This is a genomic window from Halomonas alkalisoli (assembly GCF_021412585.1).
Lineage (GTDB): Bacteria > Pseudomonadota > Gammaproteobacteria > Pseudomonadales > Halomonadaceae > Halomonas > Halomonas alkalisoli.
Genome location: NZ_JAKCMI010000030.1, coordinates 98,329 through 124,833 on the forward strand (window position 1 = coordinate 98,329; position 26,505 = coordinate 124,833).

Below are 26,505 nucleotides of genomic sequence, written 5' to 3' on the forward strand. Positions count from 1 at the left end.
CGACAGGCTCCTGGGCTCGGCGCTAGCCGGCCTCAATCCTGGAAGTTGGTCTCGGAGTAGAGCACCCGCACCTTCAGCGTGTGCTGGACCTGGCGCAGGGCTTCCAGTGCCTGGGCGCCGTAGGCCTTGTCCACGTCGATGACCACGTAGCCGACCTTTTCATTGGTCTGCAGGTACTGCCCGGAGATGTTGATGTTGCTCTCGGAGAGGACGCGGTTGATCTCGGAGAGCACCCCCGGCACGTTTTCGTGGATATGCAGCACCCGGTGCTTGTCCGGGTGCGCCGGCAGGGCCACCTCGGGGAAGTTGACCGAGGTGACGGTGGTGCCGTTGTCGGAGTAGGTGATCAGCTTCTCGGAGACCTCGATGCCGATGTTCTCCTGGGCTTCCAGCGTGGAGCCGCCGACGTGCGGCGTCAGAATCACGTTGTCCAGGCCACGCAGGGGGCTGACGAACTCCTCGTCGTTGCCCTTGGGCTCCACCGGGAAGACGTCGATGGCGGCGCCGTAGAGCCGGCCCTCCTTCAGCGCCTCGGCCAGATCCTCGATCACCACCACGCTGCCGCGGGAGGCGTTGATCAGGATGCCGCTGCGCTTCATCAGCGCCAGCTGCTCCCTGGCGATCATCCACTTGGTTGAGGGCAGTTCCGGCACGTGCAGGCTGACCACATCGGCGCGGGCCAGCAGCTCTTCCAGGCTGGCCACCTGGTTGGCGTTACCCATGCCGAGCTTGGTCACCACGTCGTAGAAGATGACGTTGAAGCCCAGCGATTCCGCCAGCACCGAGAGCTGGGCGCCGATATTGCCGTAGCCGACGATACCCAGGGTCTTGCCGCGGGCCTCATGGGAGTTCTTGGCGCTCTTCAGCCAGCCGCCCTGATGGGCGTGGGCGTTCTTCTGGGGAATGCCGCGAAGCAGCATGATCGCCTCGGCCAGCACCAGCTCCGCCACCGAACGCGTGTTGGAGTAGGGCGCATTGAACACCGGGATACCACGGATCAGCGCCGACGTCAGGTCGACCTGGTTGGTGCCGATGCAGAAACAGCCCACGGCCGCGAGCTTCTCGGCCGCCTCGAACACCCGCGAGTTGAGCTGGGTGCGCGAGCGAATGCCGATGAAATGAACGTCCCGAACCTTCTCGATCAGCGTCGCCTCGTCCAGCGAGGTCGCGACGTGCTCGATGTTGGTGTAACCGGCGTTCAGGAAATTGTCCACCGCGCTCTGGTGGACGCCCTCGAGCAGCAGGATCTTGATCTTGCTCTTGTCCAGGGACGTTTTGGCCATGGTCGAATCAACCCCTTCTTCGGTGCGAGCCGCATGCGGTGACAGGACCGCCGTGCCGCGACAGTAGTGAGCCTGAGGGCCTGCCGGACAGCGACGGGAAAGGGCACTGGCAGGCTCGAAACAGGGCGCTTATGGTAGCACAACCGCTTCGGGCGAAGATGAAAATGCTGCGCCGCCAAGATGAGCGGGCTGCAGGTTGTACATGCCGGGCAGACGAACCCCGGGGGAGAGCGTGTATACTGTGGCCCCTATAGATAGCGGTGACGGGCTGGGACTTTCCATGGCAGAGCGAGACAAGCAACCGTCGTGCGAACCGATGGCGAGCGAGGAGGCCGGTGCCGACTTCGCCACCACCGTCGAGCGACTGGAACAGTTGGTGGAGCGGCTGGAGTCCGGCGAGCTGTCGCTGGAGGGCTCGCTTGCCGCCTTCGAGCAGGGTGTGCGCCTGACCCGCGATGCCCAGCGTCGCCTGGACGAGGCCGAGCTGCGGGTGCGCACCCTGATCGAGGGTCCCGATGGCGGCGTCGACTTCGACAGCTTCACTGCGCCACCCGGGGAGGACGGCGATAGTGAACGCTGACGCCTTCGCGGTGCGCCTGGCCGCCGATCGTGCCCGGGTGGACGCCTACCTGGCGCGTGCCTTCGATGCGCGCCAGGCCGCCGCGCCCCGCCTGGAAGAGGCCATGCGCCATGGGCTGCTGGTGGGCGGCAAGCGGCTGCGTCCGGTGCTGGTCTACCTGGCCGGCCGCGCGCTGGGTGCCGCCGACGCCGATCTGGACCCCTCGGCCGCCGCGGTGGAGCTGGTTCACGCCTACTCGCTGGTACATGACGACCTGCCCGCCATGGACGACGACGACCTGCGCCGCGGCCAGCCCACGGTCCATCGCGCCTATGACGAGGCCACGGCGATACTGGCCGGCGATGCCCTGCAGACCCTCGCCTTCGAGGTGCTGGCCAGGGCCGCCCATCCGCGGCTGCCGGCACTGATGCTGACCCTGGCCCAGGCCGCCGGCCGCGACGGCATGGTGGGCGGACAGGCGCTGGACCTGGCGGCCGTTGGCGGCCACCCTGACGTCGAGGCCCTGGCCACCATGCACGCCCACAAGACCGGCGCGCTGATTCGTGCCGCGGTGCGCATGGGAGCGCTGACGGCGGTGGTCGAGAGCGACCCCAGGGTGGCGGCGCTGGAACACTACGCCCAAGCCCTTGGCCTGGCCTTCCAGATACACGATGACGTCCTCGACGTGACCGGTGATACCCGCACACTGGGCAAGGCCTCCGGCGCCGATGCGGCCCGCGACAAGCCCACCTACCCGGCACTGCTGGGGCTGGATGGCGCCCGGGCCCGGGCCTTGGAGCTGACCGAGGAGGCCCTGGCGGCCCTGGCGCCGCTGGGCGAGGCGAGTGCACCGCTGGCCGAGCTGGCCCGCTACATGATCGAACGAGACCACTGAGGAGGCGTTGAAAGCAGTGATTCAGCGATTCCCTGACAGACAGAAGCCTACATGAAGCTCTACGACGAAATTCCCGGCGAGCGCCCGGTGACACCGCTGCTCGACACGCTGGATACCCCGGCGGCGCTGCGGGCGATGAACGCCGGCCAACTGGTACAGCTGGCCGATGAGCTGCGTGCCTACCTGCTCTACAGCGTCGGGGCTTCCGGTGGCCATTTTGGCGCCGGCCTGGGCGTGGTGGAACTCACCGTGGCGCTGCATCACGCCCTGGAGACCCCCCACGACCGGCTGGTGTGGGACGTGGGGCACCAGGCCTACCCGCACAAGATCCTCACCGGCCGGCGCGAGGCCATGGCCTCCATACGCCAGTACGGCGGCCTGGCCGCGTTTCCGCGCCGTGCCGAGTCGAAGTACGACACCTTCGGCGTGGGCCACTCCAGCACCTCGATCTCGGCAGCGCTGGGCATGGCCCTGGCGGCGCGCACCCGGGGCGAGAAGCGGCGTATCTGTGCGGTGATCGGCGACGGCGCCCTGACCGCCGGCATGGCCTTCGAGGCACTGGCCCATGCCGGTCATGTGGACGCCAACCTGTTGGTGGTGCTCAACGACAACGAGATGTCGATCTCCGAGAACGTCGGCGGTATCGCCAGCTACCTGGCGAGCATCCTCTCCAGCAAGCCCTACCTGGCCATCCGCGAAGAGGGCAAGCGGGTGCTGTCGCATCTGCCGGGGGCGCTGGAGCTGGCGCGGCGCACCGAAGAGCACATGAAGGGCATGGTCAGCCCGGCCACGCTGTTCGAGGAGATGGGCTTCAACTATATCGGCCCCCTCGACGGCCACGACCTGCCCACCCTGGTCCAGACCCTGCGCAACATCCGTGACCTGGACGGCCCCCAGTTCCTCCACGTCAAGACGCGCAAGGGCCGCGGCTTCCTGCCCGCCGAGGCCGACCCCATCGGCTACCACGCCATCACCAAGCTGGAAAAAAACGGTGACGAGCCGACCAGCGCACCCGCTGCCCCCGCCAGGAAGGCACCCAAGTATTGCAACGTCTTCGGCGACTGGCTGTGCGACATGGCGGCCAGCGACGAGCGCCTGATCGGCATCACCCCGGCGATGCGCGAAGGCTCCGACCTGATCCGCTTCTCCAAGGAGTACCCCGAGCGCTACTACGACGTGGCCATCGCCGAGCAGCATGCGGTGACGTTGGCCGCCGGCATGGCCTGCGAGGCGATGAAGCCGGTGGTGGCGATCTACTCCACCTTCCTGCAGCGCGGCTACGATCAGCTGATCCACGACGTGGCGGTGCAGGGGCTCGATGTCACCTTCGCCATCGACCGGGCGGGCCTGGTCGGCGAGGACGGCCCCACCCATCACGGCAGCATGGATCTCTCCTACCTGCGCTGCGTGCCGGGCCTGGTGGTGCTGGCGCCCGCCGACGAGGCCGAGTGCCGCGCCATGCTCAGCGCCGCCTATCACTACCCCGGCCCCGCCGCGGTGCGCTACCCACGCGGCAGCGGCCCCGGCGTGGCGATTCCGGCGAACCTGGTGCCGCTGGAGATCGGCAAGGCGGAGCATCGGCGCGAGGCCGGCAGCGATGGCAGTCGTATCGCACTGCTGGCCTTCGGCAGTCTCAACGGCCCCGCCGCTGCGGTGGCCGAAGCGCTGGACGCCACCCACATCAACATGCGCTCCATCAAGCCGCTGGACCGGGAGGCCATCCTGGCCGCCGCCGACGAGCACGACCTGCTGGTAACCCTGGAAGAGAACGTCGTGGCAGGCGGCGCCGGCAGCGCCGTCAATGAGCTGCTGGCCGCCGAGGGGGTGCAGGTGGAACTCCTCAACCTCGGCCTGCCCGACGCCTTCGTCGAGCATGGCAAGCCGGCAGAACTGCTCGCCGAATGCGGGCTGGATGCACCGGGTATCGAAGCGGCGATTCGCGCGCGACTGGGGTGATGTAGAGGCAGTCGATAAGCGAAACAACGCCTGTTTCCCAACCGGCCATGAACCTGGGTTCCTGGCCGGTTTTTTCATGCTGAGTTTCGGTTTAAACCCCTGCACTCCCCCGTCTTGTCGGCTGCCATACCCGCTTCCACATGTCGTCAGGCACGGCCGCGTAGCAGTCGTACGCAGAAAACCGCAGCGTCCCTCGAGCGCATTGCGGAGTGATAGTGGCGTACATCGCTTATATTCGCGTAAGCCATTTCCTACAACGCCTGTAAGCAAAGGTGTATGTCGTACTAACTGTTTCAAGGTGACTCGACGATATCCGTCACGATGCCTGCATGTTCCCGGTAGTTGGCGCTGTTTGTTCTATTTTCGTGCTCGTAAGTAACGTCCACGTAAACTTGCCTGTCGCCCATGGCGTCGTTTGGCACCCCCCCGCTTCCTGTTTACCCTCTCGCGACATCAGCTACAGCGGCAAACGCTTCTTCGGCTCTGCCGGCTAGCCTTGGTCATCTCGCTACCGCGGATGGCCTCGACTTGGCCAGGCTCGGCTCGCGTAGCCCGTTCCTGGCTCGTTCACCGGGCCAGTATCAAGATGCAGCACTTAATCGTTCCAAAAAAACCAGCGGTTCGTCAGGGAGCTCCAGACAATGGCAAAGGAAGGGACCGTTGCGCCGAAAGAGCGCATCAATATCAAGTATGTACCGGCCACCGGTGACCAGCAGGCGGAAACCGAGCTACCGCTCAAGCTGCTGGTGGTAGGGGACTTCAAGGGTGGTGCGGAAGAGACGCCCATCGAGGAGCGCGACAAGGTCTCGGTGGACAAGAACAACTTCCAGTCGGTCATGCGCGAGGCGGGCCTTGGCCTGCAGGCTGCCGTGCCCAACCGCCTCGAAGAGGGCGAAGAGCCGACCGACCTGGCGGTGAACCTCTCATTCAAGTCACTGGAAGACTTCGCCCCCGACAGCGTGGCTCGGCAGGTGCCGGAGCTGCGCAAGCTGGTCGAGCTGCGCGAGGCGCTGGTTGCGCTCAAGGGGCCGCTGGGCAATGTGCCGGCCTTCCGCGATCAGCTGCAGAAGCTGATGGAGAGCGACGAGGCGCGTCAGCAGCTGCTCTCGGAGCTCGAGCTGCTCGAGACGAATAACAAGGGCGACGCCTGATTCCTGTCGGACCAGGTGCAGGGCAGATCAGGTGAAGGCAGGCGATTCAACGCCAGGTAAAGGATTCGAGGCAACCCCATGACCGATTCGGTACAAACCCAGGGCCAGGCCGCCGGGGCCCAGGCTGAAGACTCCCTTCTCGACCAGGTGATGGCGCAGACGCGCATGGCACCGGCCGATGAAGGCTACGACATCGCCAAGCAGGGCGTGGCGGCGTTCATCGCCGAGCTGCTGCAGAGCACCAGCGACGCGCCTCAGGTCAACAAGTCGGTGGTCGATCGCATGATCGTCGAGCTCGATCGCAAGATCGGCAGCCAGGTGGACGAGATCCTGCACGACCGGGGCTTCCAGGAGCTGGAATCGGCCTGGCGCGGCCTCAAGCTGCTGGTCGATCGCACCGACTTCCGCGAGAACATCAAGCTGGACGTGCTGCATGCCACCAAGGCAGAGCTGCTCGAGGACTTCGAGTTCGCTCCCGAGCTCAGCCAGAGCGGGCTCTACCAGCACGTCTATGCGGCGGAATACGGCCAGTTCGGCGGCGAGCCGGTCGCCGGCATCATCGGCCACTACGATTTCTCGCCCTCGACGCCGGACATCAAGCTGCTGCAGTTCACCGCCGCGGTGGGCGCCATGGCCCACGCCCCCTTCCTCTCCTCGGTGGCGCCGAGCTTCTTCGGTATCGACAGCTTCGAGGAGCTGCCCAATATCAAGGACTTCAAGGCGATCTTCGAAGGGCCGAAATACGCCCGCTGGCGGAGCCTGCGTGAATCCGAAGACGCCCGCTACCTGGGCCTGACCGCGCCGCGTTTCCTGCTGCGCATGCCCTATGACCCGGTGGAGAACCCGGTCAAGAGCTTCAATTACCGTGAAACGGTAAATGAGAACCACGAGCACTACCTGTGGGGCAACACCGCCTACCTGCTCGCCGAGCGCCTGACCGACAGCTTCGCCAAGTACCGCTGGTGCCCGAACATCATCGGCCCCCAGAGCGGCGGCGCGGTGGAGAACCTGCCGGTGCACACCTATGAGGCGCTGGGGCAGCTGCAGGCCAAGATTCCCACCGAGGTGCTGGTTACCGACCGGCGTGAATTCGAGATGGCCGAAGAGGGCTTCATCTCGCTGACCATGCGCAAGGGCAGCGACAACGCCGCCTTCTTCTCCGCCAACTCGGTGCAGAAGCCCAAGGTCTTCCCCAACACCGCCGAAGGCAAGGCCGCCGAGACCAATTTCAAGCTCGGCACCCAACTGCCCTACATGTTCATCATCAATCGCCTGGCGCACTACATCAAGGTGCTGCAGCGCGAGCAGATCGGTTCATGGAAGGAGCGTCAGGACCTCGAGCGCGAGCTCAACGCCTGGATTCGCCAGTACGTCGCCGACCAGGAAAATCCGCCGGCCGAGGTGCGTAGCCGCCGGCCGCTGCGGGCCGCCTCGATCCAGGTCTCCGACGTCGAGGGCGATCCGGGCTGGTATCAGGTCTCCATGGCGGTGCGTCCGCACTTCAAGTACATGGGCGCCAACTTCGAGCTGTCGCTGGTGGGTCGCCTCGACAAGGAGTAAGGGAGTGTCGCTGCCATGAGCCTTTACCGTGGTGGCGTGCTCGGCAACCGGCTGTTCGAGCGCCTGGCGGCGACCGGACAGCCGGTCGAGGCAGGGGGCGAGGCCAGCCTCGCCGACACCGTGGAGTCCATCAAGCGACATCTTGTCGATCTGCTCAACAGCCACCCGGGACACAGCGAATGTGCGCCTGAGCTGGGGCTACTCGACTTCAATGACGCGACCATCGGTGTGCTCGACCTGGAACTCAATATCCAGCGCGCCATTCGTCAGTGCATCGAACGCTTCGAGCCTCGAGTGCAGCGAGTGGAAGTGGAGTCGTTGCCCCATGGCGGCGACCCCCTGCAGCTGCGGTTCCAGGTTCACGCAACCCTGGATCTTGGCCGGGACAACGCCCAGACCACCATCGATCTGCTGCTGAACGACAAACGCTATCAGTGCCTGAATTGAGAACCTGAATTGAGAACGAAGCGGCGCCGGAACGGAGCGTCCGATTAGCCAAGCACCTGGGGAACGAGACTCGCATGCTGAATCGCTATTACCGGGACGAGCTCGACTTTCTGAAGTTGCAGGGGAAGGAGTTTGCCGAGGCCAATCCCGGCCTCAGCCGCTTCCTCTCCGAGCGCAGCACCGATCCGGACGTCGAGCGCCTGCTGGAAGGCTTTGCCTTCCTGACCGGGCGCATGCGGGAGAAGGTCGAGGACGAGTTCCCCGAGCTGACCCATTCGCTGATCAGCATGCTGTGGCCCAACTATCTGCGCCCGGTGCCGAGCATGACCGTCATGCAGTTCACTCCGAAGTGGCATGCCCTGAGCGCGTCCCAGTCCGTGGCGGCGGGCACCGCGGTGGGGAGCCGGCCGGTGGACGGCACGGCCTGTCGCTTTCGCACCTGCCACGAGGTGGCGCTCTATCCGCTGCAGCATGCCGGCGTCGAAGCGCGACACTCCCGCGAGGCCTCCGTGGTCGAACTCAACCTCGACGTTCGCAGCGATCAGCCCCTCGATGCCCTGGGCATCGACACGCTGCGGCTCCACCTGGGGGGCAACGGCTACACGGCGCGCAGCCTCTACCTGTGGCTGAACCACTACCTGTCGCGTATCGAGCTGGAGATCGACGGCGAACGTCGCCGCTTGCCCAACAGCCTGCTGCAGCCGGTGGGCTTCGCGCGAGAGGACGCCCTGCTGCCCTATCCGCGCAATGCCTACCAGGGCTATCGCATCCTGCAGGAGTATCTCTGCTTTCCCGAGGCCTTCCACTTCGTCGACCTGGCCTCGCTGGGGCGCCACCTGCCTTCCGTGCAGGCCCAGCGGCTGACGCTGCGCTTTGTCTTTACCCGCACGCTGCCGGCGGATGCCCGGGTGCGCGACGAGCACCTGGCGCTCTACTGCACGCCGGCCATCAACCTGTTCACCCACGATGCCGATCCCATCGACCTGAGCGGCGAGCGCAGCGAGTACCACATTCGTCCCAGCAGCCGGTCGCCGGCCAACTACGAGGTGTTCAGCGTCGACGGGGTGCATGGCTGGCTGGAGAGCGAATCCGGCAAGGTCCGTGGCGAGCCGCGCAACTATGTGCCCTTCGAGAGCTTCCAGCACCAGATCGAACGTGACCGGGAGCGCCAGGCGCTCTACTACCGGGTGCGGGTTCGCGACAGCCTGCGTGGCGATGGCTTCGATCACGACATCGCCTTCGTGCGCGGCGACGAGCGGGCCTGCCTGGGCATGCGCGAGACCATCTCGCTGCGGCTCACCTGCAGCAACCGCGAGTTGCCCGAGAAGCTGACCGTGGGCGATGTCTGCGTCGAGACCGAGAACAGCCCCGTGTATGCCGACTTTCGCAACATCACCCGGCCGACGCCGGCGCTGCGTCCGACCCTCGACGGCAGCCTGATGTGGACCCTGATCTCCAACCTGTCCCTCAACTACCTGTCGCTGCTCGAGCGGGATGCGCTGTGTTCGGTACTGAGGGCCTACGACTTCCGGGCACTGGTCGACCGCCAGGCGGAGCGCGTCTCCCAGAAGCGCCTGACGGGCATCGCCGATATCGAGACCCAATCCATCGACCGGCTCCAGCGCGGCCTGCCGGTACGCGGGCTGCGGTCGGTGATGACATTGGACCAGGAAGCCTTCGGCGACGAGGGCAGCCTCTACCTGTTCGGCAGCGTGCTGGCGCGTTTCTTCTCGCTCTACGCCAGCATCAACTCGTTCCATGAGCTGCATGTCATCAACCGACACAACCGTGAGCGCTACGCATGGACCTTACAGTCGGGCCAGCAGCCGCTGATGTAGCGCCGGCAGCCCTGGTAGAAGGGGCGCGACGCTACGACTTCTTCCAGCTCGTCGAGCTGTTGCACCGCCACCATGAGGATGACCTCGAAGGTGGCGGCGGCGGTAGCGTGGCGGCCTTTGAACGGGTGCGCTACAGCGCGTCGGCGTCGCTGGGCTTCCCGGGCAGCGACGTGGTCTCGCTCGAGCCCGGCGCCGATGGCGGCTACCGGCTGGAGGTCAGCTTCTTCGGGCTGCAGGGGTCCCAGTCGCCGCTGCCCGGCTACTACTTGGAGAGCCTGGCCCATGGCGCGGCCCACCACGAGGGTAGCGCCGGCGATTTCCTCGACTTCTTCAATCATCGCCTGCTGACCCTGGTTCATCGCGCCTGGCGCAAGTACCGCCACTATGTGCGCTACCAGGACAATGCCAGCGACGGCTTCTCCGCCGCCGTCTTTGCCCTGGTGGGCCTGGCCGATGCCGAGCTGCGCGGCGAGACGCCGATCAACTGGAGCAAGATGCTCGCCTATGCGGGCCTTCTCGCGGGGCGTTCGCGCTCCCCCGAGGTGGTGTGCAGCATCGTCGGCCACTGCTTCGACCTCGACGACGTGCATCTCGAGGAGTGGGTGCACCGCTGGGTGGTGATTCCCGAGGACCAGCGCAGCCGGTCGGGGCTTTCCGCCATGACGCTGGGGGAGGACATGATCGCCGGCGAGCGGGTCGCCGACATCGGCGGCAAGTTCGCCCTCTGCCTGAGGGGCCTGAGCCTCGCGCGCTTCCGCGACTTTCTGCCGGACGGCTGTGAGCACGCGCCGCTCAAGACCCTGGTGAACTTCGTGCTGCGGGAGCCCCTGGCCTACGACCTCGAGCTCGAACTGCTGCCCAGTGCCGTCAAGCCGATGCGCCTGGGCGAGGCCGGCAGCTGCCAGCTCGGCTGGACCACCTTCGTCAACCCCGAATCCGGCGATGCTTCCAGGCGTCGTCGGGTACGCATACAGATGACAGGCTAACCGCCCATGCAAGCCTCCTACCAGCAAACCACCGAGCGTCACGCCGCTGCCCATACGGCCATCACCCTGGTGGTCATCAACAGCGAGCGGCTGGAAGGCCGCTCCACCAGCAGCCATGTCTTCCATGAGCCCGGCGGTACCCTGGGCAGCGGCCACAGCGACGACTGGCTGCTGCAGGACCATGCCGGCCGCATTCGTCCCGGGCATGCCGAGATACAGCGCCAGGACGGCCGCTTCTGTCTTGTCGACCGCAGCGGGCACACCTTCATCAATCACGCCACGCTGCCTCTCGGCCGCGACCGGCGGGTTGCCCTGTGCGATGGCGACGAGCTGAGGCTCGGCGACTACCACCTGCGGGTCCACCTCGGCGACCGCCAGAGTAGCCAGCCTGGTGCCCAGCCGCTGACCGCGCTGATCAATGAGGAGCAGGAGGCGCTGGCGGGGCAAGGCATGCCGCTGGTTCATTCCATGGCGCAGGGGAGCATGGCGCCGCCGCGGCAGGATGACCCCCTCGAGGCGCTGGGCGAGGCGACCCCCGGTGCCAGCCATCAGGACCCCATGACGGCGCTGAAGCACCCCGATGAGGCAGTCATCGACGTCACCGCCCCGCTGCTCGACGAGCTGGACGTGCCGAGTTCGAGCGGGACGATTTACCACCAACGGGAGCGGCGCGAAACCGCGCCGGCCAAGCCGACGATTCGACCATACGAGGACAATAACGCCATGAGCAGGGAAATGGATGAAGGGCTGTTGAACGACCTGGAACGCTCGGTTGGCGAGCAGCTCGAGGACCGCTGGCAGGACTCGGTGCCGGCAGCAGGGGGACATGCGGGAGCCGATCCCCTGATGCGTGCGCTGGGCGCCAATCTTCGCTTCCACGACAGCGAAGAGCAGCAGGCCTTCCTCATGGAGGCCGGCAACACCCTGCGGGCCGCCATCGAAGGACTTCAGGCGCTGCACCAGGCCCAGGACGACAGCCGCTATCCGCTGCGAGATCGCCGCCTTCAGCCCATCGAGGACAACCCCCTGCGGCTGGGCCAGCCCTATGGCGAAACCGTGGAGACCCTGTTCTCCGCCCGTCGCAGCCCGGTGCATCTCTCGGCGCCGGCGGCGGTGGCCGAATGCCTGGCCCACCAGGGCCAGCACCAGGCGGCAGTGGAAGAGGCCATCGGCCAGGCGCTGCAGTCGATTCTGGATGCCTTTGCGCCCGATGCCCTGCTCAAGCGCTTCCACGCCTATCGCGGTGCCGGCAATCGCCTGGATGACGAAGGTGGCTGGGCCTGGGAGATGTACCGCCACTACTACCAGGAGCTGAATTCCGGTCGCCAGCAGGGCTTCGCCAAGCTGTTCTGGGAGGTCTTCGAGCAGGCCTATGACCAGTCGGTGCGCCGCCAGCAGCGGGAGGAGACATGAGCGCAATAATGACAGGCACGAGAAAAAAGCCAGCAAGCAATTGGCGCACGAGCTATATGCCGGTACGCGGCCCGCTCGCCTGGCTGACCGTTGCCATGCTGGCGCTGCTGCTCAGCGGCTGCGCCTCGACCCGCGAGGCCGCGGGCAAGACCTGGCAGGTCATGAAGGACCCGTCGATTCCGGTGGGCTATCCCGAGGCGCGCCTTTCCCGGGTCGATCTCGCCATGGTTGCCGAGCCCGACGTCAACCGCAACCTGGACGGCGACGGTACGCCGCTGCGCTTTCAGATCCTGCAGCTCAAGGACGACTCCATGCTGATGGCCGCCGACCATTACCAGCTGCGTGACGATCTCGAGGATGCCCTGGGCACCAACTACCTGACCCATGACGACTTCACCCTGCTCCCCGGTCAGTGGAAGTTCTACGAGCCCTTCGAGGTCGACGAAGAGACGCGCTATATCGGCCTCATCGCCTTCTACAACACCCCGGACGAGGCCGAGTGGAAGAAGGTGGTCAAGGTCAACTCCCAGGGCGGTGACTACCATCTGCTGGTTCACCTGCGCGCGGACGAAGCCGAGCTGAGGGACCAGGACTGATGGCTAGTCGCAACCGTGTGGTCTGGAGCGAAGGGCTGTTCATCAAGCCGCAGCACTTCCAGCAGCAGCAGCGCAGCCTGGAAGGGCTGATCGACGCGCGCCTGCGCGGCGTCAGCCACTGTCTCTACGGTTTCCAGATGCTGGAGCTCAATGCGGAGTTCCTCAGCTTCGGGCGTATCGCCATCAGCCGTGCCAGCGGCGTGATGCCGGACGGCACCGCCTTCCAGCTGCCCGACGACGATATCGAGCCGCAGCCGCTGGAGATCGGCGACGCCGGCATTACCAACCAGGTGGTCTACCTGGGGCTGCCGCTGGCCACCGATGCGGTGGGCGAGGTGCGCTGGCCCGGCGACGACCTGCCGGCCCGCTACCGCCTCTCGCAGCGCGGCGTGCGCGACCTGCACTCCCGCGATGGCGATACCACCGAGCTCGACGTGGCCCGGGTCGCCCCGCGGCTGTTGCTGGAGCGCGACGACCGCAGCGCCTACGCCTGCCTGGCGGTGGCCCGCATCGTCGAGCGCCGGCCCGACGGCAGCCTGGTGCTCGACGAGCAGTTCCTGCCGACCCTGCTCAGCGTCCAGGCGGCACCGCTGCTGCAGCGCTTCGTCGGCGAGATGGCTGGCCTGATGCGTGAGCGGGCCCGCAACATCGCCCAGCGTCTCTCCACGCCCCACCAGACCGGGGTGGCCGACGTCTCCGACTTCATGCTGCTGCAGCTGCTCAACCGTGCCCAGCCTCGCTTCCAGCACCTGGCGCGCCTGGGTCAGCTGCATCCGGAGCGGCTCTTCGACACCATGCTCGAGACCGCCAGTGAGCTGGTCACCTTCACCGACGAGTCGCGGTTGCCGCCGGAATACCCGGCCTACGACCACGACCACCCCGAGCGCGCCTTCCGCATGCTGATGCAGGGGCTTCGCCAGGCGCTCTCCACGGTGCTGGAGCCGCGGGCACTCGCCATCCAGCTGCAGTCGCGTCGCTATGGCCTGCTGGTGGCGCCGCTGTCGGACCCGGGGCTGCTCGACGACGCCGACTTCATTCTCGCCGTGCGGGCCGACATGCCCCACGAGCGCCTGCGCAAGCTGTTCCTGCAGCAGACCAAGGTCGCCAGCGTCGAGCGCATCCGCGACCTCATCAGTCTGCAGCTGCCGGGGGTTCCGCTGGAGCCGCTGCCGGTGGCTCCGCGGGAGCTGCCCTATCACGCCGGGTTCAGCTACTTCCGGCTCGACCGTCAGTGCCAGGCCTGGAGCATGCTCGACGGCGCCAGTGGCTTCGCCTTCCATGTGGCGGGCGAATTCCCCGGTTTGGAAATGCAGTTCTGGGCGATCAGGAGTTAAGCCATGCAAGATCTTGCCACGCAACTCGACATGGAATCCGGTGCCGTCTCGCGTTACTCACCCACGCGCCACGAGGACCGCATCAACGAGCGGGGACTGGAGCGGCTGATTCATAGCCACGCCGAGCAGCTCGACGCCGACGAGGATTACTGGTTCCGCCTGCGGGGCCACAACCTCAACCCGCTGGTGGATGCCGCCAGCTCGCTGCTGGGCATGGTGGTGCGGGTGCGCCAGCTCGACAGCATGCACGACATCGAGCGGCTCTACCGCCAGGTGGTCGACGAGATCTCGGCGATCGAGATCGAGCTGACCGAACAGGGCTACGACCGCCCGACCCTGCTGGCCTACCGCTATGTGCTCTGCTCCTTCATCGACGAGGCGGTGATGGGCACGCCCTGGGGCCAGCAGAGCACCTGGGCGGAGCACTCGTTGCTGACGCGCTTCCACAACGAGACCTGGGGCGGCGAGAAGGTCTTCTCGATCCTCGCCCGCCTGCAGCAGGAGCCGCAGCGCTACCAGGACATGCTGGCCTTCATCTACCTGTGCCTGTGCCTGGGCTTCGAGGGGCGCTATCGGGTCATGACCCATGGCCGCGAGGAGTACGAGCACGTGGTTCGGGCCCTGGGCGACCAGCTTGCCGCCCTGGGCGATACCCCCGACGACATGCTGACCTCACCGCTGGCTAACGTGGTGCCGGGCCGCCGACGCGGTGGCCGGGGCCTGCCGGTATGGGGCGTCTTCGCCCTGTTCGGCGTGGCCATGGTGGGCGCCTACCTGGGCTTCGCCTGGTCCCTGGACCAGCAGGCGGCCCAGGTCAGTATCCTTCTCGATCAGATCTTCCGTTAGGAGACACCATGCTCAGGGTAGAGCTTCCGGCACTCATCGGCCGACTCAACGCCATCGCCCGCCAAGGGCTCGAACAGGCTGCGGTACTGTGCGCCGAGCAACAGGCTCCGGAGGTCACCGCCGGGCATCTGCTGCAGGCGCTGATCGACCAGCCGCTGTGCGACATGCGCTGTCTGCTGGAAGGGCAGGGCATCGATTCCTTCGAACTGCGCGCCCGGCTTGCCGACGAATCGCGCCCACCCCGTGACCTCACGGTGGCCACGCCGAGCTTCTCGCCGCTGCTGGTGGAGTTGCTCCAGGACGCCTGGCTGCTGGCGACCACGGAATTTGCCCACGACTCGCTGCGCAGCGGCATGATCTTCACCGCGCTGCTGCACAACGTCGGCCGCTACCTCGGCCCCAGGAGCGCCGCGCTGCTGGCCGACATCAACCGTGAGAGCCTGCGCCGCGACTTCGAACGCCTGACGCGGGATTCCGCCGAGGCGCCGCGGGCGGACGCTGGTGTTACCGGACACCGGAAGCCGGATGCCGGCCAGGGCGACAGCGCCCTGGCGCGCTTCGCCACCTCGCTGACCGACCAGGCGCGTCGTGGCGAGCTCGACCCGGTGCTGTGCCGCGATCCCGAGATCGACCAGATGCTCGACATCCTCGGTCGCCGACGCAAGAACAACCCCATCGTCATCGGCGATGCCGGGGTGGGCAAGAGCGCGGTGGTCGAAGGGCTGGCATCACGCATCGTGGCCGGCGAGGTGCCGGCGGCGCTGGCCGACGTGGACCTGCTGGCGCTGGATCTCGGCGCGCTGCAGGCCGGTGCCGCGGTCAAGGGCGAGTTCGAGAAGCGCCTCAAGGCGGTGATCGAGGAGGTCAAGGCGGCACCCAAGCCGATCCTGCTGTTCATCGATGAGGCCCATACCCTGATCGGCGCCGGCAATGCGGAAGGGGGCGGCGATGCCGCCAACCTGCTCAAGCCGGCCCTGGCCCGGGGCGAGCTGCGCACCATCGCCGCCACCACCTGGCGCGAGTACAAGAAGTACTTCGAGAAGGACCCGGCGCTGTCGCGGCGCTTCCAGCCGGTGTCGCTGTCCGAGCCCAGCGTCGATCAGGCGCTGGTGATCCTGCGCGGCCTGCGCGACGTCTACGAGCGGGCCCACGGCGTGCTGGTGGGCGACAGCGGCCTGCGTGCCGCCGCCGAACTCTCGGCACGCTACCTGGCCGGCCGCAAGCTGCCGGACAAGGCCATCGACGTGCTCGATACCGCCTGCGCCCGGCTCTCCCAGGCCCTGGATACCCCGCCGCGCCGGCTCAGCCACCTCAAGAGCGACCACGTGGCCACGCTGCGTGAGCGCGACCAGCTCGACCGCGAGACACAGCTCGGTCGCCTGCCGGACGCAGCCCTGCTGGTGGAGCTCGACGAGCGCCTGACGCGGCTCGATGATGAACTGGCCACGCTGGAGGATGCCTGGCAGGCTCAGCGCGACTGCGTCGACGCCATCCTGTCGCTGCATACGCGGCTGCTCGACGACGAGACCGACGCCGCCGACCACGCCGGCCTGCGGGAGGCGCTCGTCGAACAGGAAACCCGCCTGAGCGAGCTGCAGCAGGAGTTCTCGCTGGTCAATGCCAGCGTGGAGGAGGCGCAGATCGCCCAGGTCATCGGCGACTGGACCGGCGTGCCGGTGGAGCGCATGACCAGCGACGAGCTGACCCGCCTCACCGAGCTGCCCGGCTACCTGGGCCAGCTGGTGCAGGGCCAGGACGTGGCCATCGAGCGGGTTCACCGTCATCTGCTCACCGCCCGCGCCGACCTGCGGCGCCCCGGCCGTCCGCTGGGCGCCTTCCTGCTGGTCGGCCCCAGCGGCGTGGGCAAGACCGAAACCGTGGTGCAGATCGCCGAGCGGCTCTACGGCGGTCGCCAGTTCCTGACCACCATCAACATGTCCGAGTACCAGGAGAAGCACACCGTCTCGCGGCTGATCGGCTCGCCGCCGGGCTACGTGGGCTTCGGCGAGGGTGGCCTGCTGACCGAGGCGATTCGCCAGCGCCCCTACTCGGTGGTGCTGCTCGACGAGGTGGAGAAGGCCCACCCGGACGTGCTCAACCTCTTCTACCAGGCCTTCGACAAGGGCGAGCTGGCCGACGGTGAAGGGCGGCTGATCGACTGCAAGAACGTGGTGTTCTTCCTCACCTCCAACCTGGGCTATGAAGCCATCGTGGCCCATGCCGACGAACCCGCCGGGCTGGACGATGCGCTCTATCCGGTGCTGGCCGGTTTCTTCAAGCCGGCGCTGCTGGCACGGATGGAGGTGGTGCCCTACTTCCCGCTGGGCGCCGAGACCCTGCGTGACATCGTGGCGGCCAAGCTCGACACCCTGGCCGAGCGAATCCGTTCGCGCCACCGCCAGGCCGATGTGGTTCTCGACCCGGCCCTGGCCGAGGCCATCTGCCTGCGGGCCACCCGCAGCGAGAATGGCGCGCGGATGCTCGAGTCGGTCATCGACGGTGAACTGCTGCCGCCGGTCTCCCGGGCGCTGCTCGACCGCCTGGCCCGGCGCGAGCCGGTCACCCGGGTGGCCCTGGGCGTCGATGCCGACAGCGGCGCCTTTACCGCGGAGGTGGTGTAGGCGATGACGGCGAAGGCGATCGACATGCGCTGTTGCCGGGGTGACTTGCCGACGGGGCCCGGCCTCGACGGCATGGCCCGTGCGCTGGCGCTGGTCGAGAGCGCTTCGCCCGCCGAGCTGCGCGAGTGTGCAGGCGGCATCCTCCAGGCCAGCCACGGCCTGGCCTGGGTCAGCTGTCTCTACCTCGACGGCAGCGGCCGCTGGCTGGGCAGCGATGGCGACGACATTCGCTTCGACTGCGACGACTTCCGTCACCCCTACGCCCACGCCATCCGCCAGGGCAAGCCGCTGCGCCTCGGCCTGGCAGAGGCACGCTCGCGGCTCGACCACCCGGCCTTCCAGGCCCAGGTGGCCGCGCTGTCGGGGGACGTGCACCTCGAAGTCCGCCCGCTGCGCGCCCGGGACGGTGAGCGGGAGTGGCTCGGCGCCATGGGCGTGGCCGGCAAGGCTGCCGTGCTGGAAGGGCTCGGCGAGGACCCCGAATTCGCCGCCTTCGAATCGCTGCTGTGTCGGCTATGGGCCGGCTTGTCGCGCCACCAGGGTGATCGTCATCGGGAAGCGCGGCTGCGCCAGTCCCTGGCTCAGCTCAACGACGGCGCCCGGCGCCAGGCCCTGGCCCAGCGCCTGGCCGATGATCTGCTGGGCGCCTCGCCCGCCATGCAGACGCTGCGCAGCCAGGTCATCCGCGCCGCCGAGACCGGCCTGGCCGTGCTGCTCCAGGGCGAGACCGGCACCGGCAAGGATCGCGTGGCCCGGGCGATCCACCGGTTTTCCGCCCGGGCCGAGGGGCCGTTCATGGCAATCAACTGTGCCGCCATTCCCGAATCGCTTCTCGAGTCGGAGCTGTTCGGCCACGCCAAGGGGGCCTTCTCCGGTGCCGACCAGGCCCGCGAAGGCCTGATCAGCCAGGCCGATGGCGGCACCCTGTTTCTCGACGAGATCGGCGATATGCCGCTGCCGCTGCAGGCCAAGCTGCTGCGGGTGCTGGAAAGTGGGCGCTACCGCCCGCTGGGCGCCAGCGAGGAGCGTCAGGCCGATTTGCGCCTGGTGGCGGCGACGCATCAGCCGCTGCGGGAACGGATCAGGGATCAGCGCTTCCGTGCCGACCTCTACTACCGGCTGGGCCAGTTCCCGCTGAGCCTGCCGCCGCTGCGGGAACGGCGTGAAGACATCGCCCAGCTGGCAGAGGCCTTCGCGGTCGACTTCTGCTCGCGGGAAGGACGCGACGAACTCGGCATCACCCCGGCGGCCCTGCGACAGCTGCGTGAGCGTGACTACCCCGGCAACGTGCGGGAGCTGAAGAACCTGATCGACTATGCCTGCGCCATGACACGGCCGGGCGACGATATCGAACCCATGGCCCTCCCCGGGCTGACGGAAGCGGAAGATTCCGACCGGCAGGAGGGCACGGAGGGCAGCGGCGGCCAGTCGGCCGAGAACGCGAGCCAGGTCCACGACCTGCGCAGCGCCCTGCGCGACTACGAGGCGGAGCTGATCCGCCAGCGGCTGCTGCTGTTCGGCGGCAATCGCGCCCTGGCCGCCGAGAGCCTCGGCGTGCCCAAGCGGACCCTGGCACACAAGTGCCGACAGCTGGAACTGGATGCCAAATGAGAGAGAGCTGCATGATTCGCCCGGCGCTGTATCTGTGCCTGCGGCTGGGGCTGGCCGTGGCGCTGCTCAACAGTGCTGCTGCGCTGGCGTCTCAGGACGCCGATGCGCTGCTGGACAACGCCCGGGAGTGCGCGGCACTGGAGTCACGACTGGACAGGCTGGGCTGCTACGACGGCCTGTTCCTGGCCGTCGAGTCCTCTTCGGCCAGCAGCGACGATCCCCGGCCGGCGCTATGGCATGCCATCAACGCCCAGGAGGCCGGGCGCAACGGCGATGAGATGGGATTCCTGGTGAGCGAGACCGGCGGTGATGTGCTGATGAGCGCGCCGGCGCTGGGTTCCATGCCGCCCCGGCCGCAGCTGGTGATCGCCTGCGAGAAGTCGATCACCCGCTTTCAGCTGCACCTGCCGACGCCCCTGAACGAACCACGAGCGGAACTGCGCCTGGTGGCCGGCGGGCGTGAACAGCAGCAGGAGTGGCGGGTGCGTGACGGCGGCTACGTGGTCAGCGGTGGCCGGGGGCTGCCGGCCATCGCTACCCTACGCCAGCTGCTCGACAGCGATGAGCTGGTGCTGGGCAGCGAACTCGGCGTGCTGGATGGGCTTCGCTTCGATCTCACGGAGCTGCGCCAGCACATTCAACCCCTGCGCGACGCCTGTCGCTGGTAAGGGAGGCTGGCATGCGAATCACCAGTGAAGCGCACCTGACGCCCTTGCTGGCTCCCCTGGAGCCCGAAGGCGTGGGAGAGCCCCTCGATGAGAGCAGTGATTACGCCTGGCTCGACGAGGAGATGATGAAGATCGGCTCGCTGCAGCACGGCGAGGTCGACTGGGAAGGCGCCGAGACACGGGCGACCCGGCTGCTCGGCCGGTCCGGCAAGGACCTCAAGGTGCTCGGGCACCTGCTGCACTGCCTGCAGCGTGGCGGGAATGGCGTCCGCTTCGCCCTGTCGCTGCACCTCTTGGCCGGCAGCCTGGAGCAGTGGTGGGACAAGGCCTATCCCTACCAGGGGCCGAGGGGGGCGAAGCTGCGGCCGAGGCTGTTTGCCCAGTTCACCCAGCGGGCCGCCAAGCTGGCCGAAACCCTCGATTTCAGCAACGCGGAAGACGAGCATCAGGCCTGCCAGGCCGCCCTCGATGCCCTGCTGGCCGTGGCGCGGGACCGGGAGCTGCCGGATGACGCCCTGGTGGAGCTGCGCCGCCAGCTGCAGCAGGCGCAGCCTCGCCAGGCCGCGTCACAGGCCAGTGCCAGCCCTGGCGGTGGTTCCGCGGCTGCGTCGACCGGCAACGGCGGTAACGGTGGCTCGGCCCCGGCGGCGAAGATGCCGGAGATGCGCCTGGAAGCCGGCAACGAGCGGGTCAATCGCCAGGCGCTGCTGAAGATGGCGGACTTCCTCAACGAGCAGTCGCCGGGGGAGGCGCTGATCTATCGGCTTCGCCGCCATGCGGTCTGGGGGGGCATCCAGGCGCTGCCGGCCTCCCGCAACGGCGGCCGCACCGAGCTGGCGCCGGTGGCCGCCGACCGCGCGGCGGACTATCGAGAGGCGCTCTCCCGCGGCGGCGACAACGCCCTGTGGCAGCGCATCGAGAACAGCCTGGCGGTCAGCCCCTACTGGCTGGAGGGGCACCGCATGAGCGCCACCCTGGCCGAGCGGCTGGGCCATTCGCGCTGCGGCGAGGCGATCCGCGACGAGGCGGCGCGCTTCGTCGCGCGCCTGCCCGGCCTGGAAGCACTGAGCTTCAACGACGGCACCCCCTTCGTCGATGAAGAGACGCTGCGCTGGCTGCAGAGCGTGCCCGGCGGTGGGGGGGCACCTGCCCAAGGCGATGGCGGCGGCGACCCCTGGCAGGCCGGGCTGGAGCAGGCCCGTGAGTGCCTGGCTGCGGAGGGGCTGGAAGCGGCCCTGACGATTCTCGACCAGGGCCTGGCCCAGGCGCACTCCCCGCGCGAGACCGCCTACTGGCGGCTGGCCAGCGCCGACCTGCTGCGCGAGGCCGGCCTGGCATCGCTGGCCGCCCACCACTACCGGGCGGTGCAGCAGTCGGTCGGCGGCATCGGCCTTGATCAGTGGGAGCCAGGCCTGCTCAAGCGGCTCGAGGCGGCACCATGACGCTATTCATGCTCATCACCATGATCCTGCAGCTTGAAATGACCGGTATCCGGCAAATGAACAACGACGACACACGACACAACATCACCGACAGGGACGAGGGCCAAGGCTCATGTGGAAAGATTTGAAGTCAGGGCTGAGCCGCTGGGTACCCGGCGCCTCACGCGCCCAAAGCAATCTCAATCGCGCCAAGGGGCATGGCAACAAGGCCCAGGGCATCGGCAAGAAGGCGAGCAAGCTGACCGCGGTGCTCTGGTGCCTGGTGCTGGCGGCGCTGGTCGCGGCGATCTGGTGGCTCGGGCCGATGTGGGAGGTGCGTGGCAGCTACCCACTGGGGCCCTGGCTCAATCGCCTGCTGGCCACCCTGGCGCTGGCCACCCTGGTGGCGCTGGTGTGGGGCATCCGCCTGGCCCGGCGGCTGCGGGAGATGGACGAGGAGCGCCGCCATGCCGAGCGCCTGCAGCTCGATCCGGCCCAGCTGCAGGTCGAGCAGCAGGAGGAGACCCTCAACGCCACCCTGAACGAGCTGATCGATAACCTGGGCGCCGGCCCGGGGGCGCGCTACAAGCTGCCCTGGTACCTGGTGATGGGGGTCGAGAACGCCGGCAAGACCAGCCTGATCAACCGTTCCGGCCAGAACTTCGCGCTCACCCATGTGATGAAGGCCTCCGGCCAGGGCAAGAAGGGGCAGTTCGGCTTCGACTGGTGGATCGGCGACAAGGCGGTGCTGATCGACCCGGACGGCGAGCTGCTGACCCAGGGCGCCATGGAGGGCGGCGAACCCCAGGAGCTGGAGAGCCGCCTGTGGGATCACTTCACCGGCTGGCTGGAGCGCAACCGCTCTCAGCGTCCCCTCGATGGTGTCGTGCTGGTGCTCGACCTGGCCCGGCTGAGCGACGCCAAGGTGGCGGTGCGCAAGGCCTATGCCTCGCTGCTGCGCGCCCGCCTGCGCGAACTGATGGAGCGCCACGGCGCCCGGCTGCCGGTCTATGTCACCTTCAGCAAGATGGATCTGCTCCACGGCTTCGACGACTTCTTCCGCCACTACTCCCGGGCGGCGCGTCGTGCGCCGCTGGGTTTCACCTTCAGTGCCGATAGCCTCGAGAGGCCCGGCCAGTGGGAGGCGGAGTTCGCCTCCGCCTACGATGAGATGCTCGAGCGGCTCAACCGCAGCCTGCCCTCGCTGCTCGCCGAATGCCGCGACCGGGAAGAGCGCGAGTCGGTATTCCGCTTCGTGCGCCAGCTTGCCGGCCTGCGCGACGTGCTGCTCGGCTTCCTCTGCGAGGCGCTCTCCAGCGACCGCTTCTCCACCGCTGCCATGGTGCGCGGCACCTATTTCACCTCGGTCTACCAGCAGGGGGTGCCCGAAGACCCCTTCGTCGATGCCGCCGCCCGCCGCTACGGCATGGCCGAGAGCATCCAGCCGGCCCACCGGGCGGCCCGCAGCGCGCTCTACTTCACCGAGGAGCTGTTCGACAAGGTGATCTATCCCGAGGCGGGCCTGGCCGGCGACAACGCCCGGGCCGCGCGTCGCCGGCGTCGCGCGCGTCGTGCCAGCGTCGTCGCCTGCCTGCTGGGGACCGCCGTCCTGGTCGGCGGCTGGAGCCACTTCTATCAGAAGAACAGCACCGCACTGGCCGCCGTGGAGGAGAAGGCCCAGGAATTCCTGGCGTCCAAGCCCGATGAGCTGCAGGGCGACGACCCCACCGGCTATGCCTTCCTCGATCCGCTGGATCGGCTGCGTGGCGCCACCCTGGCCTTCGGCGACTACCGCGACCAGCTGCCGTGGCTGGCCGACATGGGCCTCTATCAGGGCCAGTCCGTGGGTCGCGAGGTGGAAAGCGCCTACCTGGCGATGCTCTCCTATCATTTCCTGCCCTCGCTGATGGTCGGGATCATGGATGACATGAACCGTGCCGAGGAGGGCAGCAACGAGAAGCTGGCGCTGCTGCGCGTGTTGCGCATGATGTCGGATGCCAGCGGCCGCCAGCCCGAGCGGGTCCACGACTTCATGGCCCGGCGCTGGCAGCGTGAATTCGCCCAGCGCGGCAGCGTCCAGGAGCGCTTGCTCGATCATCTCGACTACGCCATGACCCACACCGACCTGGAAGGCCGTGTGACCGCCGGCGACCGTAATGCCGAGCTGGCCATGACGCCGCTGCGCGGCAGCCTGCAGGCCGCCCAGGAGGAACTCTCACGCCAGCCCATGGACGAGCGGGTCTATGCCACCCTCAAGGCGGGCAGCGATCGCCGCAGTGGGGCGGTGCTGGACCTGCGCCAGGGCGTGGGTCCCGCCTTCAGCGCCGTGTTCATGGCCCGCGACGACGAGGACGAGAGGCTGCGCCTGCCCACCCTGGTGACCCGCGACGGCTTCGAGGGCTACTTCCTCAAGGAAGTCGAGCAGGCCACCGAGCTGGCGCTGATCGATCTCTGGGTGCTGGGCCGGCGTGACGACATCACCTTCAGCGAGGCCGACCAGCGTCAGCTGCGCGACGCCCTTCACGAGCGCTATGTCAGCGACTACCACGTGACCTGGCGGCAAGTGCTGGATGACGTCTTCCTGGTGCCGATCCCCGATATCGACCAGGCCGTCGTGGTGGCGGATACCCTGCTGGGGGCCAGCCGGCCGCTGGACCGCCTGCTGGGCGAGGTCGCCAACCACACCCGCCTCTATCCCGAGCTGCCGGTCGATGACGAAGCGGCCCGCCAGGCGCTGGAGCGCTCGCCCCGTTATCGCCTGGCCGGTGACATCGAGCGTAACTTCACCGAACTCAATGGGCTGCTGGATGCGCGAGGCGACAACCCCTCGGATATCGCCGAGATCAAGACCGCCATTGCCGAGCTGCGCGACTACCTGCGTCATGTGCAGGGCGCCAGCGACCCGGGGCGTGCCGCCTTCGTCAGTGCCCGTGACCGCCTGGCCCTGCGCGGTGGCGACCCCATCCACAACCTGAAGCGTATCGCCGAGAACACCCCGGCGCCGGTGGACCGCATGCTCGAGAGCCTGGCCGACCAGAGCTGGCAGCTGCTGATGGCCAGCGCCATCCGCCATCTCGAGCACCAGTGGCTCGACGATGTGGTCACGCCCTATCAGAACCGTCTGGCCGGGCGCTACCCGCTGGTGGCCAGTGCCTCGCGGGACGTGGCTCTGACCGACTTCGAGGCCTTCTTCGGCCCGGGCGGCACCCTCGACAGCTTCTATCAGGACAATCTGCGGCCCTTCATCGAGGAAGCCCCGGAACAGCTGCTCGACGCCGACGGCAACTCGCTGCTACGGGGAAGCGTGTTCACGGCGTTCCAGCGCGCCGAGCAGATTCGCGAGGCCTATTTCGGCCGCGACGGCGTGCTCGACGTGGAATTCTCCCTCGAACCGGTCAGCCTCAGCCCCGACAAGCGGCGCGGCGTGATCAGCGTCGACGGTCAGCTGATCGAATACGCCCACAGCGCCAGCCACCGGGTCTCGATGATCTGGCCCAACACCCTGCGGGGCGGCACCGAGAGCCGGGTCACCCTGGTGCCGAGTCAGGTCAACCGCTCGCCGCGGAGCATGTCCCGCGACGGTGCCTGGGCCTGGTTCCGGCTGCTCGATGAGGCCGAGATCACCAGTGCCGGCGAACGCGACCTGGAGCTGCGCTTCAGCGTCGACGGCGGCACCATCCGCTATCGCCTCAGCGCCAACGGCTCGCGCAATCCCTTCACCCGCCCGCTGGCCGCCGGCTTCCAGCTGCCCACCGCACTCTATGCCGAGGGAGGCCTGAATGCTGACGATGTTTAAGCGGCTGTTTTCCGGAGGACGCGAGGCGGCCAAGGCCGACCCCGCGCCGACGGACAGCGCCATGGCCGGGCTGGAAACGGCCCAGGTAGAGGACATCGAACGCTTTCTGGAAGCGGCACGCCGCGCCGATGCCCAGGGGCACTCCCCCTGGGTGCTGCGCGACGAGGCACGCCTGGATACCCTGCGGCGCGCGCTGGAATTCACCGCGCACCGGGGGCTGTGGCTGCAGCGCGACGGCAGCCACGTGGCCCACTGGCAGGGCCGGCTGCTGGTATTGCGCCACGGCGAAGGGCCGCCGCTGGGCATGCTGCTGGCCTGCCGGCCGGATGACGAAGCCGCCTGGCAGCTGCGCTTCTTCTTCATCGAGCCGGAGTGGCAGGGCAGCGGCCACGGTGCCCGCCTGCTGCTGGCGGCGCGGCGCACCCTCAGCGGTACCCCGCTGCAATCACGCCTGCCGGTGGCCTGCGAGGCGGCGATTCGCAGCCTGGAAAACGCCGGCTTCAAGCGCATGCACGTGGATGCATCGAAGGTGGCCAGCTTCGAGGCGCCGGCCGAGTGGGATTAAGTCCCGCGAACCCAATAGAGGAGAACGACAGATGGGACGCAAGCTCGTACTCGTGGGAGACATCGGTACCGATCACGATGGCTTCCCGCCGACGCCGGTCATCGCCGGCAGCCCGACCGTGATGGTGGACGGCAAGCCGGTGGCGCGCCTGGGCGACCCCCTGGCACCCCACGACAAGCCCAAGCACTCCTCGCACCCGCGGGCCATTGCCGAGGGCTCGGGCACCATCCTGGTGGACGGCAAGCCGGCAGCGCTCACCGGCCATGCCGTGAGCTGCGGCGGGGTGGTGATCGGCAGCGCAACCGGTGAGGGCAGCTGACATGGCCAATCAGACCGGTCTTCAGTTCACACTTGCCCTCGCCGGGGCCGACGATCTCGACCTGGCCGTGGTCGACTTCACGCTGACCGAGGCGCTCTCCCAGCCCTTCCATCTGGCGGTCAACCTCGCCAGCCGCGACCCGGACCTCGTCCCGGAGGCCTTCCTCGACCGCGAGCTGAGCCTGACGGTCTGGCAGGACGGCGAGGTCCTGCGCCGGGTCCACGGCATCGCCACCGCCTTCGGCCGCGGCGACCGCGGCCACCGCCGCACCTTCTATTCGCTGACCATCCAGCCGGCACTGTGGCGCCTCTCGCTGCGCCACAACTCGCGCATCTTCCAGAACGTCTCGCCGCTGACCATCATCAATACCCTGTGCGACGAGCGCGGCATCACCGACGTGGCCTTCGCCGCCACCCGCGAGCCCGCGGAGCGCGAATACTGCGTGCAGTACCGCGAGACCGACCTGGCCTTTATCCAGCGCCTGGCCGCCGAAGAGGGGCTGTTTTACTTCCACGAGTTTGAAGACGCCCCGAACGGCGTCCACCGCCTGGTCTTCGCCGACGACCCCCAGGTGCTGGCCAGCCTGGGCGAGCGCACCTATCACGGCCGCGCCGGCGGCACGCCGCCGCTGCGCCACCTG

Annotated in this window: 22 protein-coding genes; 21 read left to right on the top strand and 1 reads right to left on the bottom strand. The window is 67.8% G+C overall.

Going from position 1 to position 26,505, the window contains the following annotated elements:
* Positions 1–32: 32 nt before the first annotated feature.
* A complete protein-coding gene (gene serA / locus LY622_RS15040; protein ID WP_234291649.1) occupies positions 33–1,283 on the bottom strand; it encodes a phosphoglycerate dehydrogenase in 1,251 nt (416 codons plus the stop codon).
* Between the two features lie 280 nt (positions 1,284–1,563).
* On the opposite strand from serA, the gene LY622_RS15045 reads away from it, so the two are divergent.
* The 21 genes from LY622_RS15045 to tssI all read left to right on the top strand — a co-directional run.
* Entirely contained in the window at positions 1,564–1,863 is a 300-nt protein-coding gene (locus LY622_RS15045; RefSeq protein WP_234291650.1) for an exodeoxyribonuclease VII small subunit, read from the top strand.
* Positions 1,850–2,737 (top strand): farnesyl diphosphate synthase, encoded by an 888-nt coding sequence (locus LY622_RS15050; protein WP_439649593.1) that lies wholly within the window; start codon positions 1,850–1,852, stop codon positions 2,735–2,737. The genes LY622_RS15045 and LY622_RS15050 overlap by 14 nt, the downstream gene beginning before the upstream one ends.
* 51 nt (positions 2,738–2,788) lie before the next feature.
* The gene (gene dxs, locus LY622_RS15055; RefSeq protein WP_234291652.1) at positions 2,789–4,693 is read left to right on the top strand and encodes a 1-deoxy-D-xylulose-5-phosphate synthase; all 1,905 of its coding nucleotides are present in this window, start codon (positions 2,789–2,791) and stop codon (positions 4,691–4,693) included.
* Positions 4,694–5,334: 641 nt separating this feature from the next.
* Positions 5,335–5,844: a type VI secretion system contractile sheath small subunit gene (tssB, locus tag LY622_RS15060; RefSeq protein WP_234291653.1), complete on the top strand. Its 510-nt coding sequence runs from the start codon at positions 5,335–5,337 to the stop codon at positions 5,842–5,844.
* Positions 5,845–5,922: 78 nt separating this feature from the next.
* A complete protein-coding gene (gene tssC, locus LY622_RS15065) occupies positions 5,923–7,404 on the top strand; it encodes a type VI secretion system contractile sheath large subunit (RefSeq protein ID WP_223137517.1) in 1,482 nt (493 codons plus the stop codon).
* Positions 7,405–7,419: 15 nt separating this feature from the next.
* Positions 7,420–7,851 carry a type VI secretion system baseplate subunit TssE gene (gene tssE, locus LY622_RS15070; RefSeq protein ID WP_114479268.1) on the top strand — a complete coding sequence of 144 codons (432 nt, stop codon included), beginning with the start codon at positions 7,420–7,422 and terminating at the stop codon, positions 7,849–7,851.
* 74 nt (positions 7,852–7,925) lie between these two features.
* The gene (gene tssF, locus LY622_RS15075) at positions 7,926–9,689 is read left to right on the top strand and encodes a type VI secretion system baseplate subunit TssF (RefSeq protein ID WP_114572646.1); all 1,764 of its coding nucleotides are present in this window, start codon (positions 7,926–7,928) and stop codon (positions 9,687–9,689) included.
* Positions 9,653–10,675 carry a type VI secretion system baseplate subunit TssG gene (gene tssG / locus LY622_RS15080; RefSeq protein WP_234291654.1) on the top strand — a complete coding sequence of 341 codons (1,023 nt, stop codon included), beginning with the start codon at positions 9,653–9,655 and terminating at the stop codon, positions 10,673–10,675. The genes tssF and tssG overlap by 37 nt, the downstream gene beginning before the upstream one ends.
* Positions 10,676–10,681: 6 nt before the next feature.
* Positions 10,682–12,088 (top strand): type VI secretion system-associated FHA domain protein TagH, encoded by a 1,407-nt coding sequence (tagH, locus tag LY622_RS15085; protein ID WP_234291655.1) that lies wholly within the window; start codon positions 10,682–10,684, stop codon positions 12,086–12,088.
* 56 nt (positions 12,089–12,144) lie between these two features.
* Positions 12,145–12,684: a type VI secretion system lipoprotein TssJ gene (gene tssJ, locus LY622_RS15090; RefSeq protein WP_234291656.1), complete on the top strand. Its 540-nt coding sequence runs from the start codon at positions 12,145–12,147 to the stop codon at positions 12,682–12,684.
* Complete coding sequence (gene tssK / locus LY622_RS15095; protein ID WP_234291657.1) at positions 12,684–14,018, top strand: type VI secretion system baseplate subunit TssK; 1,335 nt, start codon at positions 12,684–12,686, stop codon at positions 14,016–14,018. Before tssJ ends, tssK begins: the two co-directional genes overlap by 1 nt.
* Before the next feature lie 3 nt (positions 14,019–14,021).
* The gene (gene icmH / locus LY622_RS15100; RefSeq protein WP_234291658.1) at positions 14,022–14,864 is read left to right on the top strand and encodes a type IVB secretion system protein IcmH/DotU; all 843 of its coding nucleotides are present in this window, start codon (positions 14,022–14,024) and stop codon (positions 14,862–14,864) included.
* Positions 14,865–14,872: 8 nt separating this feature from the next.
* Positions 14,873–17,485, top strand: coding sequence for a type VI secretion system ATPase TssH (tssH, locus tag LY622_RS15105; RefSeq protein WP_234291659.1), 2,613 nt, complete (start codon positions 14,873–14,875; stop codon positions 17,483–17,485).
* Between the two features lie 3 nt (positions 17,486–17,488).
* A complete protein-coding gene (locus LY622_RS15110; protein ID WP_234291660.1) occupies positions 17,489–19,096 on the top strand; it encodes a sigma-54-dependent transcriptional regulator in 1,608 nt (535 codons plus the stop codon).
* Between the two features lie 11 nt (positions 19,097–19,107).
* On the top strand, positions 19,108–19,764 hold the full coding sequence (gene vasI / locus LY622_RS15115; RefSeq protein ID WP_234291661.1) for a type VI secretion system-associated protein VasI: 657 nt from the start codon (positions 19,108–19,110) through the stop codon (positions 19,762–19,764).
* Between the two features lie 11 nt (positions 19,765–19,775).
* Positions 19,776–21,206 (top strand): type VI secretion system protein TssA, encoded by a 1,431-nt coding sequence (gene tssA / locus LY622_RS15120; protein ID WP_234291662.1) that lies wholly within the window; start codon positions 19,776–19,778, stop codon positions 21,204–21,206.
* Positions 21,203–21,334: a hypothetical protein gene (locus LY622_RS22490; RefSeq protein WP_255762596.1), complete on the top strand. Its 132-nt coding sequence runs from the start codon at positions 21,203–21,205 to the stop codon at positions 21,332–21,334. The genes tssA and LY622_RS22490 overlap by 4 nt, the downstream gene beginning before the upstream one ends.
* Complete coding sequence (tssM, locus tag LY622_RS15125; RefSeq protein WP_234291663.1) at positions 21,319–24,981, top strand: type VI secretion system membrane subunit TssM; 3,663 nt, start codon at positions 21,319–21,321, stop codon at positions 24,979–24,981. The genes LY622_RS22490 and tssM overlap by 16 nt, the downstream gene beginning before the upstream one ends.
* On the top strand, positions 24,965–25,546 hold the full coding sequence (locus LY622_RS15130; RefSeq protein ID WP_234291664.1) for a GNAT family N-acetyltransferase: 582 nt from the start codon (positions 24,965–24,967) through the stop codon (positions 25,544–25,546). Before tssM ends, LY622_RS15130 begins: the two co-directional genes overlap by 17 nt.
* A gap of 31 nt (positions 25,547–25,577) precedes the next feature.
* A complete protein-coding gene (locus LY622_RS15135) occupies positions 25,578–25,865 on the top strand; it encodes a type VI secretion system PAAR protein (protein WP_234291665.1) in 288 nt (95 codons plus the stop codon).
* Between the two features lies 1 nt (position 25,866).
* Positions 25,867–26,505, top strand: a 639-nt coding sequence (tssI, locus tag LY622_RS15140; protein ID WP_234290018.1) for a type VI secretion system tip protein TssI/VgrG, incomplete at its 3' end; no start/stop codon positions are given.